This window comes from Methylobacterium sp. WL64 (genome assembly GCF_008039945.1).
GTDB lineage: Bacteria > Pseudomonadota > Alphaproteobacteria > Rhizobiales > Beijerinckiaceae > Methylobacterium.
In genome coordinates this window covers 119,131-138,310 of sequence record NZ_VRVA01000002.1, presented here as the reverse complement: position 1 = coordinate 138,310, position 19,180 = coordinate 119,131, and the positions used below count along the sequence as shown (strand labels likewise).

Here is a 19,180-nt window from a genome sequence, read left to right as displayed (position 1 = left end):
TCGGCTCTCCGCCGCGAATACCGCCTCTTCTCGTCACGGTAGCGGCCGAAGACCGCGACGAACAGAGCGAGGCTTCGCCGCATCGCGACTATCGCGCCGCCGGCCCTTCCAAGCGCAGGCGTCGGCTGAGCCGCTTGTGCAGGTGGACCATCAGGGCGATCCCGAACAGCGGCGTCAGCAGGTTGAGGATCGGCACAACCATCAGGGCCGACATCAGGCAGCCGGCGCCGAGCGTCCGGAATGCGAAGGTCTTGCGCATGTCGGCGGCCTCCGGGAGTGGCCGGAACCGGGCCGCCGCCATCTCGAAATATTCCCGCGCCAGCAGGTAGGCGTTGGCACCGAAGAACGCCGCGATCCCGATGACCGGCACGAAGAAGATCACCAGGGCCGCCAGGTTGACGAGCAGCGTCACACCCGCGAAGCGCACCGCGTAGAAGAGCGCGGTGCCGAGCGGCATCGGCCGGCCCGGGGGATCGTTCGGGAAGTCCGTGCGCTCGACGATTGCGGCGGCATCGTCGAGAAAGAACCCGGCCACCAGGATCGAGATCGCAGGCATGAGGTAGGCCAGCACCACGAACAAGCCGAAGCCCGCAAGGTAGTAGGCGAGGTTGTCGAGGATCGGGTACTGGGCGGAGATGTGGTGGCTCGCCTGGAACGCCTCGACGAGGTGGGTCAGGCCGAACCAGAGCAGGACCAGGAGCCCGAGCGTGAGGCTCAGGGATTTCCACAGGATCGCCCGCAGGGGCGGGGAGAAGGTCTGGCGCAAAGCCGCCGCGGCGGACTCGACGATCATCGGGCGGGGTTTCCGGCTTGAGCGCTTGCCGCCGATGAGACACCGGTTCGGCGCGAAGGAGCGCGAGATCTCGGGGACGCGGCGCCGGAAGCGGCGCGGCAGCGTTGTGAAGCGGTGTGGCGACCGGCGCAAGGCCGGGCACGGCCGCACCGGAGCGAGCGGACAGGAGCGCGCGTGCAGGATACCAGGGTGAAGGCCTCGACTTCATCGCATGCTGAGGTCCGCTCCGCGGATCCGCCGCGCGCGCCGGATTACCGGCCGCGCCTGGCGCCGCTGCCCACGGATCCGGAGGTGCTGGTGATCGGCGCCGGTGCCGCCGGGATCGGCGCGGCACGGACCCTGGTGGAGCAGGGCGTGCGTGTCACCGTGCTGGAGGCCCGCGAGCGGATCGGCGGCCGGGCCTTCACGGTGTCGATTCGCGGCCACGCCCTCGACCTCGGGGCCCATTGGCTCCATGCCGGGCCGATCAACCCGCTGGTCGCGTTGGGCCGGACGCGCGGAGAGCGCCTGAAGCTGGCTCCCCAGGAGAGCCACGTCTGGGTCGACCGCCGCCGGGGCCGCCCCGAGGAGATCCGGTCCAACGCCCGGGCCTTCGACCGGGCCGACCAGGCCATGACCCGCGGCGCGGCGCAGCCGGGGCCGGACCGCCCGGCCAAGACCGCGCTTCCCCAGGGGCTCGGCCCCTGGGGCAACCGCGTTGCGCAGGTCCACGGCCTGGTCTCGGGCCGAGCGCTCGACGAGGTCTCCCTCCACGATTTCCCGAGCCTCGAATACAGCGAGAACTTTTTTCTGGCCGGGGGCTACGGCAGCTACCTCGCCCGGCTCGCCAACGACCTGCCGATCGCGCTCGCGAGCCCGGTGACCCGCATCGACTGGTCGGACAGGACGGTGCGCGTGGAGACGGCCGACGGCACCGCCTATCGGGCCCGGGCGGTGATCGTGACGGTGCCGGTCATGGTGCTGCGCGACGGCCCGGCCTTCTCGCCGCCGCTGCCGAACGCGGTCCGGGCGGCGATCGACGGCTTCTCCACCGGGATCTACGAGCACGCGGTGCTGCACTGGCCGTCCAGCCCGTTCCGGGGCCGCGACCGGCTGGCGGCGATCCACGGCACGCGACCGGCGCCGGCCGGCCTGCTCACCCGGATCGACGATACGCCGTTCCACTATTACGAGCTCGACGTGCACGAGGCCGAGGCGCTCGACGCGGCTGGCTCGGGCCCGGACGGGGTGCGCCGCCATGTCCGAGCGGTCCTGGCCGAGCAGTTCGGCCGGGGGCGGCTGCGCGACCTGACGATCCCGGCGGTGAGCGCGTGGCGGCACGATCCCTGGTCCCGCGGCTCCTGGGCGGTGGTGCCCCCCGGCCACGCGCCGGCCCGCGCTTTCCTGCGCGCGCCGCTCGCCGACACCGTCTGGTTCGCCGGCGAGGCGCTGTCGCGGCTGCAATGGGGCACCGTGGGCGGCGCCTACGAGGAGGGCACCCGCGCCGCCGCGGCCGCCGCCGAGCGTATCCGCGCGGGCACAGGCTGAGGCGCACGCGCACCGCCCACGGCCGCGCGCCTTGCCGGAGCCCGGCGGGACGGGCATCCCGCTCAAGCTCGGGACGTGGTGGAGGCGCGCGTGGATTGGATTGAGGCGATCGGCTACCTCGGTACCGCGCTGACCATCTCGGCCTCGGCGATGAGCACCATGATCCCGCTGCGGATCATCTCGCTCTGTGCCAGCTGCGCCGTGATCACCTACGGCATCCTGATCGGCAGTATGCCGGTGGTGCTCACCGAGGCGATCCAGATCCCGTTCAACGCCTATCGTCTCTGGCAGATGATGCGGCTGGTGCGCGATGTCGAGACCGCGGCCGACGGCAACCTCTCCCTCGAATGGCTGCGTCCGTTCGGGTCGCAGCGCCCGTTCGGGGTCGGCGAGGTGGTGTTCCGCAAGGGCGAGGCGGCCGGCGAGATGTACTACGTCGAGAGCGGCGCGTTCCGGATCCCCGAGGTCGGAATCGAGGTGCGCAGGGGCGGGATCGTCGGCGAGCTCGGCCTGCTCGCGCCCGGCAACACCCGCACCGCCTCGCTGGTCTGTATCGAGGCCGGCAACGCGCTGTGCGTGTCGTATTCCGACGTGAAGCAGCTCTACTACCATAACCCGGAATTCGGATTCTACTTCCTCAAGCTCACCAGCGAACGGCTTTTCCAGAGCGTGCAGAACGACCCGCAGCCCGTGGCAGCCCACGGCGACGCGCTGTAGCGTCGCCGCCTGCGCTCAGAGCATGCTCGGCAGGATGCGGTCCGGCGGGCGGTGGCCGTCCATGAAGGTCTTGATGTTGATGATGACCTTCTCGCCCATGTCGGTGCGGCTCTCGTAGGTCGCCGAACCCATATGGGGCAGCAGCACGACCTTGCCCTGGCGGGCGAGCTTCACCAGCCGCGGGCTCACCGCCGGCTCCTGCTCGAACACGTCGAGTCCGGCCGCCGAGACGTCGCCGGCCTCGATCAGCCGCGCGAGCGCGCTCTCGTCGATGACCTCGCCGCGGGCGGTGTTCACGACGATCGCCTCGGGCTTGAGCAGCTTCAGGCGCCGGGCCGAGAGCAGGTGATAGGTCGCGGGGGTGTGCGGGCAGTTCACCGACACGATGTCGACCCGGGCCAGCATCTGGTCGAGGGATTCCCAGTAGGTCGCGTCGAGCGCGCTCTCGATCGCGGCCGGGACCCGACGGCGGTTGTGATAGTGGACCTGGAGGCCGAAGGCGCGTGCGCGCTTGGCGAGCGCCTGGCCGATCCGGCCCATGCCGACGATGCCGAGCCGCTTGCCGGTGATGCGGCGCCCGAGCATCCAGGTCGGAGACCAGCCCGTGGTCCAGTCGTCGTCCGGGATGATCCGCGCACCCTCGGTGACCCGGCGGGCCACCGCGAGGATCAGCGCCATGGTCATGTCGGCGGTGTCCTCGGTCAGGACGCCGGGCGTGTTGGTGACCGTGATGCCGCGCTCCAGGGCGGCGGCCACGTCGATGTGATCGACGCCGTTGCCAAAATTGGCGATCAACCGCAGGTTGGGGCCGGCCTGGGCCAGCAACCCGGCATCGATCTCGTCGGTGACGGTCGGGACCAGGACGTCGGCCTCGCGCAGCGCCGCCGCGAGGGCGTCGGCCGGCATCGCGGCATCGTCGTGACTGAGGCGAACGTCGAAGAGTTCGCGCATCCGCGTCTCGACGGCATCCGGCAGGCGCCGCGTCACGACCACCAGCGGCTTGCGCTTCGACACGTCTCTCTCCCCGTCAGCCTCGCGGCCGTGTTTGCGATCCCCGCCCGGGGGCCCCGTTCCGGACCATCCGCGGCAAGCGTCCGTTAACCGAACTCGGCCAGACAGGTCAGGTGCGAGGCACCGGTCCCGGAGCCTGTTCCGACCCATCGGCCTCTCTACCAGAGGTGGGCCGGAACACAATCGGATGCCGGCGGGATCCGCGCATCGACGGGGCGTCCTGTCGACATCCCGTGCCCGTTCAGGAGACCTGGCCCGTACGGGGGATCTTGCCGGTTCGCGGGATGCAAAATCAACCGACCGTGCGGATCGGCCCGAGGCGGCTCCGTACGGCACCTGGACCCGGGAAAGGGAGAAGACCATGCGCGCGTCACGCCTGAGCTTCGCCGTCGCAGCACTGCTGCTGGCCGGCCTCGCCCCGGCGGCCGCGGCCCCGCCGGTCGCCACGCCCGAGACCGGCGTCGGCCCCGTGACCAAGCTGCCGCTGCCGCGCTACGCCAGCCTCAAGACCGATCGCGTCAACCTGCGCGAGGGTCCCTCCAAGGATCACCGCACCCTGTGGGTGTTCCAGCGGGCCGGCCTGCCGGTGGAGATCGTCGGCGAGTTCGAGACCTGGCGGCGGATCCGTGATTCGGAGGGCACGGAGGGCTGGGTGCTGCACTCGCTGCTCTCGGGGCGCCGGACCGCGATCGTCAATGCCGGCCCGGACAAGGGCGCCGAGAAGGCTGCGATCTCACTGCGCGCGAAGGCGGACGAGGGCGCGGCGGACGAGGCACGGCTCCAGACCGGCGTGATCGGCAACGTGAAGAATTGCAGCAGCGGCTGGTGCCGGCTGATCGTGACCCTGCAGAACCGCCGGGAGGTGGACGGCTACATCCGCCAGAACCGCCTCTGGGGCGTGTATCCGAACGAAGTCGTCGAGTAGGTTTTCGTGGTTGAGGCGACCCGGCTTCTGCAAATCCCTCGCTCATCCCGAGGGGGCGTCGTGTCGACTCGCCCGCGACGGACCCCTCCAGCACCCGCGCGATCGCTGGAGCGCGCCTTCGAGGCCTCCATTGCGTTCCGTGGCCCCAGGATGAGGGGCAGAGGTGGAGGGTCGGCGCTTAGAATGGCCGACAGCCGTTCGGTTGAGGACCGGCAGGCGCTCGCCTTCGCGAAGCGGGGTGCAGGCCTCGTCCCACGTACGCGCCGCGGGTTCTCAGACCCTGTTCATGCAGTCCGTCACGTGCCCCCTCTCCCGTGCGGAAGAGGGTTGGGGTGAGGGGACAGGTCTCTCCGGAACGGGCGCATCCCTCACTTGGCTCTCTGCGAGAGCAGACCTCTCCCGCACGGGAGAGGGGACCCGCCACTCATTCGGCCAGAACCGGCGCGCAATAAAAAAGCCGCCCGATATCGGGCGGCTCAAAGTCGGTGCAGGTGGCCGAAGCCGACCCGGAAAACTTAGCTCTGGCGGCGGGAAGCCGGGCGGCTGCGGCGCAGGCGGACGATCACCTCGACGCCGGCGATCTCCATGCCCTCGGGGGCCTCAGGGAGGGAATCGACCGTGATGCCGCAATCCGGCATGTCGATCACCTGGTTCTCGTCCTCGAGATAAAAGTGGTGATGCTCACTCGGGTTCGTGTCGAAATAGGCCTTCGACCCGTCGAGCGCGAGTTGGCGCAGAAGCCCCGCCTCGGTGAACTGATGCAGTGTGTTGTAGACGGTGGCCAGCGAGACCGGCACCTTGGCGCGCATGGCCTCGTCGTACAGCATCTCGGCGGTCAGGTGCCGGTCGCCGCGGCCGAACAGGAGCCAGCCCAGGGACAGACGCTGACGGGTCGGCCGCAAGCCGGCCCGGCGCAGACGGTCGCGCAGATCGGACAGCGGGCAGCCGCGACGCGGCATGCCGTTCGCTTCCAGCTGGGGGGCGGGGACCCGGCCGTTGAGGATCGCCTGAAGGGGCAGCAGTTCGGACATTTCGGGACTGAACGCTCGACGAGGACCCTGAAGGAATGGGATTCGTCATACTATACGGAACTGGACATGCGGTCGCAACCCGAGCCGGCTCACACGCCCACCGGAGGCGTTGACGGCTTTGACGGTGCTGCGCCCCGTGCTAACCCGCGCGCCGAACGACCGGGCGCCTGTCGCGTATCGCGTGCCTGCCCGCCAAGACAATCCAGAGGAAACAGCGACCTTCATGCCGCAAGACGCCGAGACGCCAGCCCAGGCCGCGAGCCGCAAGTCGCACTATTCCTACGAGGATCTACTGGCCTGCGGGCGCGGCGAACTCTTCGGCGCCGGGAATGCGCAGCTGCCGCTGCCGCCGATGCTGATGTTCGACCGGATCACCAGTATCGGCCATGAAGGCGGCGCCCACGGCAAGGGCCACGTCACCGCCGAACTCGACATCCGCCCCGACCTCTGGTTCTTCCCCTGCCACTTCCAGGGCGATCCGGTCATGCCGGGCTGCCTCGGGCTCGACGCCTTGTGGCAGATGCTGGGCTTCCATCTCGGCTGGCTCGGCTCTCCGGGCCGCGGCCGCGCGCTCGGGGTCGGCGAGGTGAAGCTCGCCGGCCAAGTGCTGCCGTCGATGAAGAAGGTCGTCTACAACGTGGACGTCAAGCGCGTTCGCCAGGGCAAGCTGGTGCTGGGCATCGGCGACGGCTGGCTTGAGGCCGACGGGGCGCGGGTCTACCAGGTCCAGGACATGCGGGTCGGCCTGTTCCAGAGCTGATCGAGTCGCGTTCCGGGGGCGTCTTTCGCATCGCGGCGGCAACGCCCGGCGCCCTCGGCAGTTGAGATTATGTCCGCGTCACCTTAGCTGACCGGGACGCGGCCCGGGCGACCGGCGCCGCGACGGAGGAATCGTCACGACCATGCGCCGCGTCGTCATCACCGGGATGGGCATCGTCTCATCCATCGGCAACACCACGCAGGAGGTGCTCGCCTCCTTACGCGAGGCGCGCTCTGGTATTGCGCGCGACGCGAGCTACGCCGAGCACAACTTCCGCAGCCAGGTCTCCGGCAAGCCCAGCCTCGATCCCGAGGGCGTGGTCGACCGGCGCGCCATGCGGTTCCACGGCGGCGGCTCCGCCTGGAACCACGTCGCGATGGATCAGGCGATCCGTGATTCCGGCCTGGAGCAGGCCGAGATCTCGCATGAGCGCACCGGCATCATCATGGGGTCCGGCGGTCCCTCGACCCGGATCATCGTGGATGCCGCCGCGATCACCCGTGACAAGGGCCCGAAGCGGATCGGTCCGTTCGCGGTCCCGAAGGCGATGTCCTCGACCGCCTCGGCGACGCTGGCGACCTGGTTCAAGATTCGCGGCGTCAACTACTCGATCTCGTCGGCCTGCGCGACGTCCAACCACTGCATCGGCAACGCCGCCGAGATCATCCAGGGTGGCCGGCAGGACATCATTTTCGCCGGCGGCTGCGAGGATCTCGACTGGACGCTGTCGTCCCTCTTCGACGCCATGGGTGCCATGTCGTCGAAGTACAACGACACGCCGGCCCGGGCCTCGCGCGCCTACGACGCCAACCGGGACGGCTTCGTCATCGCCGGCGGCGCGGGCGTGCTGGTCCTCGAGGAACTCGAGCACGCCAAGGCCCGCGGCGCGCGGATCTACGGCGAGGTCGCCGGCTACGGCGCCACGTCGGACGGGCACGACATGGTCGCCCCCTCGGGGGAGGGCGCGGTGCGCTGCATGCGCCAGGCGATGGAAGGTCTGAAGGGCGCCCGGATCGACTACATCAACCCGCACGCGACCTCGACCCCGGTCGGCGACGACAAGGAGATCGAGGCGATCCGAGAGGTGTTCGGCCGCGGCGAGGATTGCCCGCCGATCTCGGCGACCAAGTCGCTGACCGGTCATTCGCTGGGCGCCACCGGCGTGCAGGAGGCGATCTACAGCTTGCTGATGATGCAGAACGGCTTCATCTGCGAGAGTGCCCACATCGATACGATCGATCCGGCTTTCGCCGACATGCCGATCCTGCGCCAGCGCCGGGACGACGCCAAGCTCGGCCACGTCCTGACCAACTCGTTCGGCTTCGGCGGCACCAACGCCACCCTGGTCCTGAAGCAACTGGACGCTTGACTGTCTCTTCTCGGAACCACCGCGACGGGGGCGGCGTTTACGGTTTGGTGAATGAGGTGGTGACGATGGGTACGTTCCTGATCGGTGCACTGGGCGGTCTGATGCTCGCAAGCTGCGCCGCAATCTACGCCAAACAAGCGCTGATTGAGGAGGCCCGTTCGCATACGGACGGGTATTTCTAGACCGCTCATCCACCCAGCGTTGAACGCCCCGCCCGCCGGCGGGGCTTTTTTTTGCCCGATGCAGAGACCGGTCCGGTTTGGATCGCGCGGCAAGCCGCGTTAAGGCACCCTCGTCGCGGCCCGAACAACGGCATCGCGACCCGTCGCCGGTCCTCGGTGGCGGCGTGCTCGTACGGAATGTGAGTCGGCATGACAGGTTTGATGGCGGGCAAGCGCGGCCTGATCATGGGCGTCGCCAACGATCACTCGATCGCCTGGGGCATCGCCCGGACCCTCCACGCCCACGGCGCCCGCCTGGCCTTCACGTATCAGGGCGACGCCCTGGGCCGGCGCGTCGCACCGCTGGCGGCACGGCTCGATTCCGATATCGTCATGCCCTGCGACGTGGAAGACATCGCCTCGGTGGACGCGACCTTCGCGGCCCTCGACGAGCGCTTCGACGGCGGGCTCGACTTCGTCGTCCACGCCATCGGCTTTTCCGACAAGGCGCAGCTCAAGGGCCGCTACGTCGACGTCACCACCCGCGAGAACTTCGCCCGGACCCTGACGATCTCGTGCTTCTCGTTCACCGAGATCGCCCAGCGCGCGGCCAAGCGCATGACGAACGGCGGCTCGCTGCTGACCCTCACCTACGGTGGCTCGACCCGGGTGATGCCGAACTACAACGTGATGGGCGTGGCCAAGGCGGCGCTGGAGGCCTCGGTGCGCTACCTGGCGAGCGATCTCGGCCCGGACGGAATCCGGGTCAACGCTCTTTCGGCCGGCCCGATGCGGACGCTGGCCGGCGCCGGCATCGCCGACGCCCGCCTGATGTTCAACCACCAAGCGGCCCACGCTCCGCTACGCCGCACCGTCAGCCTCGACGATGTCGGCGGCTCCGCCCTCTACCTGCTGTCGCCGCTCTCCGGCGGCGTCACCGGCGAGGTCCATTTCGTCGATGCCGGCTACAACATCATCTCGATGCCGCGCCCCGACGTGCTCCAGGCCCAGGACGCGGCCGGCGTCGTCGGCGACGCCTGAACCGCGAGCCGGCTACTCCTCCGGGACCCGCCCTGGCGGCACCGGTCCGCGGCTGCGCGAACGCTCACCCCGGACCAATGGACGCTGGCGCTCGATCCGGACCTCGTCCGGGCTCGGGGGTGCCGACGGGTAGTTCGAAGCGAACGGATTCGGCGGCGCAGACCGCGAAGAGCCGCCGAAGAGGGAATCGAAAAAGCTCTCCTCGGCGTGGACATTTGTCGAAGCAATGAGGAGGCCGAGGGCCAGGATCGGTCGAAGCGTCGTCGTCATCGGTCGCCCGTAGCTCGACTTTCCGGCGGATCGGAGGCCGGTCGGGAACCCGGCGGCGCGCGACGTGTTCGCGCTCAACGAATCCCAGCGCGTACAGGAGTCGAGATGTCCGAGGTTACCTATCGCATCGTCGAGCACGATGGCGGCTTCGCCTACAAGGTCGGCGACGTGTTCTCCGAGACCTTCCCGAGCCGCGAGGAGGCACTGCAGGCCGCCCAGGCTGCCGCCGCCGAGCAGCAGGTCCCCGGTTCGACCGAGGGTATCCGTTACCAGGATCAGGCCGGCAGCTGGCACGACGAGACGGCGCAGGGGAGCGACCGCCCCCGCGCCAAGGTGGTCGATTAGGCCGATCCGGCGGATCGGCGGGTGGTGCCATGGCACGCGCGAAGGCCATGACCCGAGGGGCGGGGCGTCAGGCCCTGTCGAAGCCGGAGGCCTCTTCGAAGGCGGCGCGCCCCAAGGGCGCCCGCCGCACGACCCCGTCGCCCGAGACGCTGGCGGCCCTTGGGCCCGACCGTCTGATCGGCCTGATCCTGGGCGAGACCGCGCGCAACTCCACCTTCAAGAAGCTGGTCACCGCAGCGCTCGCCGCCCTGCAGGGGCCGGACGCCGTGGCGGCGATGATCGACCGGCGCCTGGCTGCGCTGGAATCTGCGCAGGGCTACATCGACTGGCAGAAGCGCAGGGCCTTCGCGGCCGATCTCAACGCCACCGTGACGGTCATCGTCGACGAGTTGCGCCCCCTCGATGCCAGCGCCGCCCTGGAGCGGCTCCGGCGGTTCCTGGACGGCGCCGACGCGGTGCTGAACCGGGTCGACGACAGCACCGGTGCGGTGCAGGGCGTCTACGAGCGCGCCAGCGAAGCTTTCGTCGAGACAGCAGCCAATCTGCCGCCCGCTGCGGCCGCGCAACTGGCGACCAGCCTCGTCGGCCCATTCACGGCCGACCCGTTCGGTCCCCTCGGCACGCTGCTCGGCGAGATCATGCCGACACTCGACAGGGACACCCTTTCGGAGATCGATGCCGCCCTCGCGGAGGCAGCTCTCGGGATGGCGGAGGGTGGAGAAGCCAGAAACGAGGCTGCATACCGCCGCGTCGCCGCCCGCGGCCAGATCCTGCGCCTGCGCCAGGTCATCGCCGACCGGCGCAACGATACCGACGCCTTCATCGCGATTGAGACGGAGATCGCTTCTGGTCGAGAGGACCGCGTGTCGATCGCGCAGCGGCTGCTCGCTGCCGGCCGCGCCGAGGAGGCCCTGGACTGGATCCGGCGCACGCCGGAGAAGGGTTTGCGGATCGTTACGCGGGCCGACCTGATCGCGGGCTACGACCCGCGCGGTCCCGAGCGCGAGCGCCAGGCGCTGGAGATCGACATCCTCGACGCACTGTGCCGGAGCGATGAAGCGCAGGCGCTGCGCTGGGCGCTCTTCGCGCGCGACCTCGATGCCCCGATGCTGCGCGCCTACCTCGCCAAGCTCCCGGATTTCGAGGACGAGGAAGCGCTTCTCAAGGCGCTGGATCACGTGGAATCCTTCGCCAATCCGCACCGGGCACTCGCCTTCCTGGTGACCTGGCCGGACCTCATGCGGGCCGCCAGACTGGTCGAGGGGAACCGGGAGGTCTGGCAGGGCGAGCACTATCCCGTTCTGGCCCCGGCCGCCGACGCGTTGGTCCAGGATCATCCGCTGGCGGCCACGATTCTGTATCGGCGGCTGCTCGACGGCATCCTCGATGCCGGCCGGAGCGCCGCGTACACGCACGGCGCCCGCTACCTTCTGGAACTCGACACCCTCGCCGAGCGTCTGGAGACGGGCGCGATCAGCCCGGCACCGGCTGCCTATCGGGAGGCTGTGCGACGCGATCACGGCCGCAAGCACGCCTTCTGGGGTTTGCTCAGGGATTGAACGGCTCCGGTTGCCGTTCGCGTCAGCGTTGCGTGTTCGCCGCGAGAGAGCCCGATAGAGCAGGACCTTCGGTCGTGTCGCCCTGATACCGCCAGCGGGATGGCCGCCCGCTATGGCGCGTCCGAGACCTCGATGACATCGACCAGATCGGGATAGAACGCCACGTGGCCCGTGAGCGCGGCCACCGCCGGGAAGGGCGTTTCATAGCTCCACACCGCATCGGATCGCCGCGTGCCGTCGACCAGAAGGTCGAAGTAGCGGGCATCGCCCTTGTACGGGCAGTGGCTGGTCCGTGCCGTGGGTACGAAATGATCGGCTCGGATATCGGCCCGCGGGATGTAGAACACGGCTTCGTAGCGGGATTCCTGAAGGCGCAGGGCATGACGCGTCTCGGCGACGGGTACGCCCGCCACGAGAACGCGCACCCGGCGCGCCTCAGGCGTGATTGTGATCGGATGGTCGGCGCTTGGGCTTTTCACGGCGTTCTCCCGGGTTCGGGCTTCAGTTCGACAGTACCGAGGGCGTCGGCCAAGCGTGATTTGGCGGTGCCGGGCCGAAGTGGCTTCTGCTGGCTCTCGTGCGGCACCCAGCCCGACAGCCACAACACCTCGAAGGTCGCCCGCACCCGTCCGTCCGGATCGGAGAAGCGCTTGGCGTAGACCTCCGCTGTACGCACCAAGGTCGCCCGGCGCAGGGGCGTACGCCGTCGCTCGGTGAGCACGTTGGTCATGCCCATCGCCCGCAGGTCCCGCATCAGCCCGAACGGGTCGGCGTAGCGCACCGTCAGGGTGTCGGTGTCGGCCACCGGCAGGGCGAAGCCCGCCCGCTGCAGCAGGGCGCCGGCCTCGCGAACCGCCGCGAACGGCGCCACCCGCGGACTGATCCCACCCTCGATCTCGCTTTCGGCCTGGGCGAAGCTCTGGCGCAGCTCGGTCAGGGTGGCACCGCCCAGCAGGCAACCAAGGAACAGGCCGTCCGGCCGCAGCGCCCGGCGCAGCTGGATCAGCGTGCCGGGCAGGTCATTGACGGCCTGGAGTGCCAGCAGCGAGACCGCGAGGTCGAGGCTTCCGGCCGCCAGGGGCAGCAATTCCGGATCGCCGACGATCAGGTTCGGCCCGCGGGGTTTGGGCAGGGCAGCCAGGCGAAGATGCATGGCGTCAGGGTAGCGCGCGGCCAATACCGGCCCCGCGCCTGCACCCGGCGTCGCGAGGTCGAGCACCGTCGCGAAATTGCGCAGCACCGCCCCAAGGCGGTCGTCCATGTCTTCGACGACGCGGTCGAGCAGGAAGGCGGCATAGCCGTTCCGTTCGGCACGGGCGAGGCGTGCGCGGGCGAGGACGGTGTCGAACAGGGCGGCCGGGGAATCCATGACGGTGCAGATGGCGCTTTCGAACGCATCCTGCCAGCACCCTCGAAGTCACCTGTGAAACCGATTGATCGCCGTCACACACAGAGCCGTGAGGCAGGATAACGTGGCGGAACGACTCGGCGGGGTCGCCGTTCCTGCTGCGACTGGCCGCAAGGCCGAGATTGGTTATGGAGTGCAGGTCATGAAGCGCATGCTCGTCGGAGCCGCAATGGCGCTGGCCACCCTCACCGCCGCGGGCGGCGCCGAGGCGAAGGGCTGCATCAAGGGTGCGATCGTGGGCGGCATCGCCGGCACTATGCCGGCCATCACGGCCTGATGGGTGCCGCCGCCGGCTGCGCCATCGGCCGCCACCGGGCGAACGCCAAGGCCCGGGAGATGGATCAGCAGGTCGATCAGCGAGGCGCGCGTCCCGTCTCGGCCCGCTAGCGCCCGTCTGCGACCCGGATGACGGCCCTGCGGGTCGTCGCATCGGCCCTGCGTGGCTTGCCGCGCGGGGCGTTGTCGTTGATCTACCCGCCGACGTGCGCCGGCTGCGGCGGCGCCACCGCCGATCCCGGAGGCCTGTGTTCAGACTGCTGGACCGGCCTACGTTTCATAGAGGAGCCCCTGTGCCCGCGCTTCGGCACGCCGTTCGCGGTCGATCTCGGGGTCGGGCCTCTGCTCTCCCCCCGCGCCATCGCGGAACCACCGGTCTTCGGACGCGCGCGTGCGGTCGCCCTTTATGATGATGTCGCCCGCCGCCTCGTCCACCGGCTGAAATACGAGGATCGGCTCGACCTGTCCGCCGTGATGGGCCGGATGATGTCTGCGAGCGGCCGGGTCCTCATCGCCGAGGCGGATTGTGTCGTCCCTGTGCCGCTGCACCGTTGGCGGCTCTGGCGCCGCCGCTTCAATCAGGCCGCCCTTCTGGGTCGGGTGATCGCCCGGGGCGCCGAGCTTCCGTTCGAGCCATCCACACTGGTCCGGGTGCGGGCAACCCGCTCGCAAGTCGGCCTGAGCCGACCGGCCCGCGCCGAGAACCTGAGCGGTGCCTTCCGGGTGGACGCCGCCCGGGCGCACCTCATCCGCGGCCGGAGGATCCTGTTGATCGACGACGTCATGACGACCGGGGCGACCGGCAACGCCGCGTCCCGGGCCCTGCTGCGCGGCGGGGCGGCGTCCGTAGACGTGCTCACCTTCGCGCTGGTCGGTGACGCAGCCGGATGAGGCGGTTCAGACGGTCGCCCGCTCGCGATGCGGAAAGCTCACCGCCAAAGTGAAGTCGAACGCCTCCGCGATGCTCTCGTGCCAGAGCGAGAACGGTGTCGGCCGGGCGAGATGAAGCGCGCCCTCTGTCTCGGTGCCGGCACGCTGCAGCGCCGCGCCCTGCTTGGCCGCCAGCCGCAGCATCGGTCCGTTCCCGGACAGGCAGCGCACGTGCAGGTCGGCCACGCCGCGATGGCGGGCGGCGCGGGCGATCCGGGCGAACAGGGACGCGCCGATACCCTGACGGCGGTAGGCGCGCTCCACCGCGAAGGCCGCCTCCGCCCGTGGGCCAAGACCGTAGGGCGACGCTCCGAGGGCCATCGGCCGTAGCTCGGCCAGGCCGCGCAGTTCTCCACTCACGAAGGCGCCGTACATCACGCCGTCGGCGGTGAGCGCCTGCGCGGCATAGGCCCGCACGCCGGCTTCACTGACATTGCCCATGAAGCGATTCGCGCGTGCCTCGGGATCGAGCCGCAGGAAGTAGTCGAGGACCGCGACGCGGTCGGCCGGCCAAAGGCGCCGGACCGTGTGGGCCGACACGGTGAGGTGTCGAACGGGCATGGTGGGTCTCCGGTCTCTGCGCGTTGTTGCGCAAGTTGGTCCGGACGTTCCTCCCGAAGGACGAGGCCGATCTCGCATCCCGGAGCTTGTTGTGCAATGCAGCAATATGACTGAGCCCGGTCACGGGAGGCCTGCCATGCGCCGGCTTTCTGGAACGGTTCGCTGCGCCGTGTTCCAGGTTGCCTCGGCGCGCGGGCTTGATTCGCGTCGAGCTTGCGCGGCACAGGGATGCGGCCCCGGCGGGAACGGTCGACCGGGGGCGGGGGGTGCCGGGTCCGGCGCCGTATCGTGTTTCAGGGGACCGGTGGCGTGAGCGAGCAATCCGGGAAGCAACACGCGCCATCCGCGGAGGCGCGGGCCAGCGCCGTGTCGCCCGGCCCGGTCCATGACCGCTACGAGGCCCTGGTCGCCACCGGCGCCATCGAGCGGGATCCCGCCCAGGCGCAACTGGTGCGCGCCCTCGACCGGCTGATCCAGGATCTCGGACGCCGCAAGCGCGCCAACAAGACCAGCGCGCTGGGATGGCTGTTCCGGCGCAAAGACGAGGCGCCGGCTCCCAAGGGTCTCTACATCTGGGGCTCGGTAGGCCGCGGCAAGACCATGCTGATGGACCTGTTCCACGAGGCAGCGCCGGGACCCAAGCGGCGGGTCCACTTCCACGGGTTCCTGGCCGACGCGCACGCGCGCATCCACGCTTACCGACAGGCGCTGAAAGCCGGCACCGTGAAGGGCGACGACCCGATCGGACCCGTCGCCGACCAGCTCGCCGACGAGGCGACCCTGTTGTGCTTCGACGAGTTCACGGTGACCGACATCGCCGACGCGATGATCCTGGGGCGCCTGTTCGGCCACCTGTTCCGGCGCGGCGTGATCGTGGTGGCGACCTCCAACGTCGAGCCCGACCGGCTCTACGAGGGCGGCCTCAACCGGGCTCTGTTCCTGCCATTCATAGCGACGCTGAAAGAGCAGGTGGACGTGGTGCGGCTCGATTCCCGAACCGATTTCCGGCTGGAGAAGCTCGGCGGCGCCGCCGTCTATCACGTGCCGGCGGATGCGGCCGCCCGGGCAGCCCTGGACGCCGCGTTCAAGGGGCTCACCGGCAAGGCGCGAGGCCGCACCGCGACGATCCAGGTCCAGGGTCGAGACGTCGCGATCCCCGAGGAGGCCAACGGCGTCGCGCGCTTCGGCTTCGACGATCTCTGCCGGCAGCCGCTCGGCGCCTCCGACTACATGGCCCTGGCGCGGGCCTTCCACACGGTGATCCTCGACGGGATCCCGGTGCTCGGGGAGGCCGAGCGCAACGAGGCGAAGCGCTTCATCACCCTTGTGGACACCCTCTACGACCGGCACGTGAAGCTCGTGGCCTCGGCGGCGGCCGAGGCGCAGGACCTCTACACGGCGGAGACCGGGCGCGAGGCGTTCGAGTTCGACCGAACCGTCTCCCGGCTGATCGAGATGCGCTCGCGGGAATACCTTGCCCTGCCGCACGGACGGGCCGATTCCGAGGCCTCGGGTGCCAGCACCGGGCTGGTGGAGACATGAGCCGACCGGGAGTCGGCTCGATCTTCCGCCTGCGTCGGCCGAACTGGCGTGGAGCCGGTCCGCTCGGGCCGCTCCTCGGCTCGCCGGCCGCCTTCGTCCTGCTGGTCGTCGCGCTCGCGGCGGGCACGGCCAACTACATCGCCGGTGAGGCCGACCGGGGCGCCACCGCGCAGGCCAACGCCACGATCACGGGGGTCGAGCGCCTGCTCTCCGAGGTCAAGGACCTGGAGACCGGTGAGCGCGGCTTCGTGCTGGTCGGCAGCGAGGATTACCTGACGCCCTACACCCTCGCGCTCGGCAAGCTCGAGACCGAGCTCGCCGCCCTTGGGGCGACCGCGCAGGAGCCGGTCCGACGCGGCGGCCCGTCGCTTGCCGGGCTCGTGGCTCAGAAGCGCGATTTCGCCACCCGGGTGGTCGCGGCGCGCCGGGACCGGGGCTTCGACGCGGCCACCGACCTCGTGCGCACCGGCGAGGGCAAGCAGCTGATGGACGCGATCCGCGCGGAGGCGACGTCCCGCCAGGCGATCACGGCCCAGCACCTCGACGAGGTGCAGACCCGGGAGCGCTGGCGCGGACTGATCCTGTTCCTGCTTTCGGGGGCGGCCGCGCTCGGCGCGATCGTGTTGCTCGCCCGCCTCGCCCTGGTGCGGCGGCAGGAATCGTTGCGCATGTCGCGGCTGCTCGATGGGGTGCTGGCCAACGCCCCCGTGGGCCTCGGATTCCTCGACCGCGACCTGAAGATCCGTCACATGAACCGGGCGCTCGCCACCATGAGCGAGCGCGGCTTCGGGGCCGATCTCGGGGCGCCGATCTGGGCGATGCTGCCGACGCTGCAGGAGGCGCTGGCGCCCAAGCTCGCGGCGGCGCTCAAAGAGGGCCTGGTCTCGCCCAACGTGCCGGTGGCGATCCCGACACCCTCGGCGCCCGGGGGCGTCCGTCAGTTCTCGATGAGCTTCTACCCCCTGCGCGGCGAGGCGACCGGGCCCGATAGCGGGCAGGACGTCGAGGGCGTGGGCTTGGTCGTGGTCGACGACACGATCCGCCACCTCGCGGAGGTGCGGACGAAGCGCAGCGAAGAGCGCTTCCGCTCGCTGATCGAGGCCAGCGCGGCGATCGTGTGGACCGCGAACCCGGAGGGCAGCCTGCACCGGCGCCAGATCGCCTGGAGCCGCTTCACCGGCCAGGACGAGACCGCCTATGCCGGCCTCGGCTTCCTCGACGTGATTCATCCCGACGACCGCGCCCACACCCAGGCCGACTGGTCCCGCGCGGTGACCACCCTGCAGCCCTACGCCACCGAGCACCGGATGCGCGCACGCTCGGGCGCATACCGGCACATGAGCGTGCGCGCCGTGCCGATCCTCGAAGCGGACGGCACGCTGCGGGAATGGGTCGGCACCCACACCGACATCACCGAGCGCAAGGAAGCGGAGGCCGCCATCGAGGCGGCGCGGGCTGCGGCCGAAGCCGCCAACGAAGCCAAGAGCCAGTTCCTGGCCAACATGAGCCACGAGCTGCGCACGCCGCTCTCGGCGGTGATCGGCTATTCCGAGATGGTCCAGGAGGAGCTCGAAGATCTGGGCGAGGCCGCCCTGATCGCCGACATGAAGAAGATCGAATCCAACGCCCGGCACCTGCTCGGCCTGATCAACGACGTGCTCGACATCTCCAAGATCGAGGCCGACCGGGTGGAGATCTACGCGGAGGATTTCGACGTCGCCGAGGTGGTCCACGACGTCGCCGCCACCGTCGAGGGGCTGATCGCCAAGAAGGGCAACACGCTCACGCTTGACCTGGCGGCGGATGTCGGCACGGCGCACACCGACGTGACCAAGCTGCGCCAGTGCCTGATCAACCTCCTCAGCAACGCCGCGAAGTTCACCGAGAACGGCCGGATCACGCTCGGGGTCGCCCGCACCACGGAGGCCCTCCGCTTCACGATCGCGGATACCGGCATCGGCATGAGCGCGGAGCAGGTCGGGCGCCTGTTCGAGCGCTTCACCCAGGCCGACGCCTCGACCACCCGCCGCTTCGGCGGTACCGGCCTCGGATTGTCGATCACCCGGGCTTTCTCGGAAATGCTCGGCGGCGCCATCGTGGTGGAGAGCCGGGAAGGGGAGGGCACCGTCTTCACGCTGACCCTGCCGGCGCAGTTCCAGGGCCCGGAGGCCGAACATGCGAACGCGGCCGGCGCAGGCGTCGGCGACCGCCGGACCATTCTGGTGGTGGACGACGATGCCGCGACCCGCGACCTGCTCGCCCGCTTCCTGGAGCGCGAGGGGTTTTCCGTGGCTGTGGCGGAGGACGGGCGCCGGGGCCTCGAACGCGCCCGCGCCCTGCGCCCCCGGGCGGTGCTACTCGACGTGACCATGCCGCAGATGGACGGCTGGGCGGTGCTACGGGCCCTACGGGCGGATCCCGAGATCGGCGCGACGCCGATCGTGATGGTCACGGTACTGGACGAGCAGAACCTCGCCTTCTCGCTCGGCGCCACCGACTATCTTCAGAAGCCGATCGACTGGGGCAGCCTGCGGCAGGTCATCGACCGCTTCCGGCCGGTGACCGTGGACGGCCCGATCCTGGTGGTCGAGGACGAGGCGGACGTGCGTGCCCATCTCTGCGCCTATCTCGGCCGCGAGGGCTTTCCCGTGGTCGAGGCCGAGAACGGCCTGCGCGCTCTAGACACCTTAGAGGCGGAGCGCCCCTGCCTGGTGCTGCTCGACCTGATGATGCCGGAGATGGACGGCTTCGGTTTCCTGCGGGCCATGCGCGCCCGGGCCGACTGGCGCGACATCCCCGTGGTCGTCCTCACCGCCAAGGACATCACCGCCGAAGACCGCCGCCGCCTCGCCGGCCAGGCCGACCGCGTGCTCGCGAAGGGAACGACCGGACTGAGCGAGCTCGCCCGCGAGTTGCGGGCACTGATGCCGGGGCACACCGAGGTCGCCTGACCC

General features: G+C 70.0%; 17 protein-coding genes and 1 pseudogene. 12 read left to right on the top strand and 6 right to left on the bottom strand.

Annotation, left to right across the window (positions count from 1 at the left end):
* Nucleotides 1–88: 88 nt before the first annotated feature.
* Nucleotides 89–793 (bottom strand): sulfate transporter family protein, encoded by a 705-nt coding sequence (locus FV242_RS01935; protein WP_147937733.1) that lies wholly within the window; start codon nt 791–793, stop codon nt 89–91.
* Nucleotides 794–1,084: 291 nt separating this feature from the next.
* Between FV242_RS01935 and FV242_RS01930 the strand changes: the two genes are divergently transcribed.
* Nucleotides 1,085–2,320, top strand: a complete 1,236-nt coding sequence (locus tag FV242_RS01930; RefSeq protein WP_246692572.1) for an NAD(P)/FAD-dependent oxidoreductase — start codon at nt 1,085–1,087, stop codon at nt 2,318–2,320.
* Nucleotides 2,321–2,410: 90 nt separating this feature from the next.
* The gene (locus FV242_RS01925) at nt 2,411–3,037 is read left to right on the top strand and encodes a cyclic nucleotide-binding domain-containing protein (RefSeq protein ID WP_147937732.1); all 627 of its coding nucleotides are present in this window, start codon (nt 2,411–2,413) and stop codon (nt 3,035–3,037) included.
* 15 nt (nt 3,038–3,052) lie between these two features.
* On the opposite strand, the gene FV242_RS01920 is transcribed toward FV242_RS01925, so the two are convergent.
* Nucleotides 3,053–4,051, bottom strand: coding sequence for a D-glycerate dehydrogenase (locus FV242_RS01920; RefSeq protein WP_147906128.1), 999 nt, complete (start codon nt 4,049–4,051; stop codon nt 3,053–3,055).
* A gap of 358 nt (nt 4,052–4,409) precedes the next feature.
* On the opposite strand from FV242_RS01920, the gene FV242_RS01915 reads away from it, so the two are divergent.
* Complete coding sequence (locus FV242_RS01915) at nt 4,410–4,973, top strand: SH3 domain-containing protein (protein WP_147937731.1); 564 nt, start codon at nt 4,410–4,412, stop codon at nt 4,971–4,973.
* A 515-nt stretch (nt 4,974–5,488) separates the two neighbouring features.
* On the opposite strand, the gene irr is transcribed toward FV242_RS01915, so the two are convergent.
* Nucleotides 5,489–6,004: a Fur family transcriptional regulator Irr gene (gene irr / locus FV242_RS01905; protein ID WP_147854769.1), complete on the bottom strand. Its 516-nt coding sequence runs from the start codon at nt 6,002–6,004 to the stop codon at nt 5,489–5,491.
* A 223-nt stretch (nt 6,005–6,227) separates the two neighbouring features.
* Here irr and fabA point away from each other — a divergent pair, with 223 nt between their 5' ends.
* From fabA to FV242_RS01875, 5 genes are all read left to right on the top strand, one after another.
* Complete coding sequence (gene fabA, locus FV242_RS01900; RefSeq protein ID WP_147937730.1) at nt 6,228–6,764, top strand: 3-hydroxyacyl-[acyl-carrier-protein] dehydratase FabA; 537 nt, start codon at nt 6,228–6,230, stop codon at nt 6,762–6,764.
* A 142-nt stretch (nt 6,765–6,906) separates the two neighbouring features.
* Nucleotides 6,907–8,133: a beta-ketoacyl-ACP synthase I gene (gene fabB / locus FV242_RS01895; RefSeq protein WP_147937729.1), complete on the top strand. Its 1,227-nt coding sequence runs from the start codon at nt 6,907–6,909 to the stop codon at nt 8,131–8,133.
* 371 nt (nt 8,134–8,504) lie between these two features.
* Nucleotides 8,505–9,335 (top strand): enoyl-ACP reductase FabI, encoded by an 831-nt coding sequence (gene fabI / locus FV242_RS01890; protein ID WP_147906123.1) that lies wholly within the window; start codon nt 8,505–8,507, stop codon nt 9,333–9,335.
* 375 nt (nt 9,336–9,710) lie between these two features.
* Nucleotides 9,711–9,950 (top strand): DUF2188 domain-containing protein, encoded by a 240-nt coding sequence (locus FV242_RS01880; protein WP_007559814.1) that lies wholly within the window; start codon nt 9,711–9,713, stop codon nt 9,948–9,950.
* A gap of 29 nt (nt 9,951–9,979) precedes the next feature.
* Nucleotides 9,980–11,509: a DUF6880 family protein gene (locus FV242_RS01875; protein WP_147937728.1), complete on the top strand. Its 1,530-nt coding sequence runs from the start codon at nt 9,980–9,982 to the stop codon at nt 11,507–11,509.
* A 110-nt stretch (nt 11,510–11,619) separates the two neighbouring features.
* Here FV242_RS01875 and FV242_RS01870 read toward each other — a convergent pair whose 3' ends face one another.
* Nucleotides 11,620–11,988, bottom strand: coding sequence for a DUF427 domain-containing protein (locus FV242_RS01870; protein WP_147937727.1), 369 nt, complete (start codon nt 11,986–11,988; stop codon nt 11,620–11,622).
* On the bottom strand, nt 11,985–12,878 hold the full coding sequence (locus FV242_RS01865; RefSeq protein WP_147937726.1) for a methyltransferase domain-containing protein: 894 nt from the start codon (nt 12,876–12,878) through the stop codon (nt 11,985–11,987). Before FV242_RS01865 ends, FV242_RS01870 begins: the two co-directional genes overlap by 4 nt.
* Before the next feature lie 181 nt (nt 12,879–13,059).
* Between FV242_RS01865 and FV242_RS01860 the strand changes: the two are divergent.
* Nucleotides 13,060–13,304 (top strand): annotated as a pseudogene (locus FV242_RS01860) (hypothetical protein).
* Nucleotides 13,305–13,322: 18 nt separating this feature from the next.
* Nucleotides 13,323–14,084 carry a ComF family protein gene (locus FV242_RS01855; RefSeq protein WP_147937725.1) on the top strand — a complete coding sequence of 254 codons (762 nt, stop codon included), beginning with the start codon at nt 13,323–13,325 and terminating at the stop codon, nt 14,082–14,084.
* 6 nt (nt 14,085–14,090) lie between these two features.
* Here the strand turns inward: FV242_RS01855 and FV242_RS01850 are convergent, their stop codons facing one another.
* Nucleotides 14,091–14,684 (bottom strand): GNAT family N-acetyltransferase, encoded by a 594-nt coding sequence (locus tag FV242_RS01850; protein ID WP_147937724.1) that lies wholly within the window; start codon nt 14,682–14,684, stop codon nt 14,091–14,093.
* A 309-nt stretch (nt 14,685–14,993) separates the two neighbouring features.
* On the opposite strand from FV242_RS01850, the gene zapE reads away from it, so the two are divergent.
* Nucleotides 14,994–16,226 carry a cell division protein ZapE gene (zapE, locus tag FV242_RS01845; protein ID WP_187278307.1) on the top strand — a complete coding sequence of 411 codons (1,233 nt, stop codon included), beginning with the start codon at nt 14,994–14,996 and terminating at the stop codon, nt 16,224–16,226.
* Nucleotides 16,223–19,177 carry a response regulator gene (locus FV242_RS01840; RefSeq protein ID WP_147937723.1) on the top strand — a complete coding sequence of 985 codons (2,955 nt, stop codon included), beginning with the start codon at nt 16,223–16,225 and terminating at the stop codon, nt 19,175–19,177. Before zapE ends, FV242_RS01840 begins: the two co-directional genes overlap by 4 nt.
* The last annotated feature ends 3 nt before the right edge of the window (nt 19,178–19,180 follow it).